Origin of the sequence: Staphylococcus simiae (genome assembly GCF_002902085.1) — a bacterium.
Lineage (GTDB): Bacteria > Bacillota > Bacilli > Staphylococcales > Staphylococcaceae > Staphylococcus > Staphylococcus simiae.
In genome coordinates this window covers 1-1,188 of sequence record NZ_PPQR01000001.1, presented here as the reverse complement: position 1 = coordinate 1,188, position 1,188 = coordinate 1, and the positions used below count along the sequence as shown (strand labels likewise).

Annotated in this window: 1 rRNA gene; it reads left to right on the top strand. The window is 49.1% G+C overall.

Annotation, left to right across the window (positions count from 1 at the left end):
• Positions 1-1,188 (top strand): 23S ribosomal RNA (locus tag CD113_RS00005); the annotation flags it as partial.

Here is a 1,188-nt window from a genome sequence, read left to right as displayed (position 1 = left end):
CCCTGAGTAGCGGCGAGCGAAACGGGAAGAGCCCAAACCAACAAGCTTGCTTGTTGGGGTTGTAGGACACTCTGTACGGAGTTACAAAGGACGATATTAGACGAATCATCTGGAAAGATGAATCAAAGAAGGTAACAATCCTGTAGTTGAAAATATTGTCTCTCTTGAGTGGATCCTGAGTACGACGGAGCACGTGAAATTCCGTCGGAATCTGGGAGGACCATCTCCTAAGGCTAAATACTCTCTAGTGACCGATAGTGAACCAGTACCGTGAGGGAAAGGTGAAAAGCACCCCGGAAGGGGAGTGAAATAGAACCTGAAACCGTGTGCTTACAAGTAGTCAGAGCCCGTTAATGGGTGATGGCGTGCCTTTTGTAGAATGAACCGGCGAGTTACGATTTGATGCAAGGTTAAGCAGTAAATGTGGAGCCGTAGCGAAAGCGAGTCTGAATAGGGCGTTTAGTATTTGGTCGTAGACCCGAAACCAGGTGATCTACCCTTGGTCAGGTTGAAGTTCAGGTAACACTGAATGGAGGACCGAACCGACTTACGTTGAAAAGTGAGCGGATGAACTGAGGGTAGCGGAGAAATTCCAATCGAACCTGGAGATAGCTGGTTCTCTCCGAAATAGCTTTAGGGCTAGCCTCAAGTGATGATTATTGGAGGTAGAGCACTGTTTGGACGAGGGGCCCTTCTCGGGTTACCGAATTCAGACAAACTCCGAATGCCAATTAATTTAACTTGGGAGTCAGAACATGGGTGATAAGGTCCGTGTTCGAAAGGGAAACAGCCCAGACCACCAGCTAAGGTCCCAAAATATATGTTAAGTGGAAAAGGATGTGGCGTTGCCCAGACAACTAGGATGTTGGCTTAGAAGCAGCCATCATTTAAAGAGTGCGTAATAGCTCACTAGTCGAGTGACACTGCGCCGAAAATGTACCGGGGCTAAACATATTACCGAAGCTGTGGATTGTCCTTTGGACAATGGTAGGAGAGCGTTCTAAGGGCGGTGAAGCATGATCGCAAGGACATGTGGAGCGCTTAGAAGTGAGAATGCCGGTGTGAGTAGCGAAAGACGGGTGAGAATCCCGTCCACCGATTGACTAAGGTTTCCAGAGGAAGGCTCGTCCGCTCTGGGTTAGTCGGGTCCTAAGCTGAGGCCGACAGGCGTAGGCGATGGATAACAGG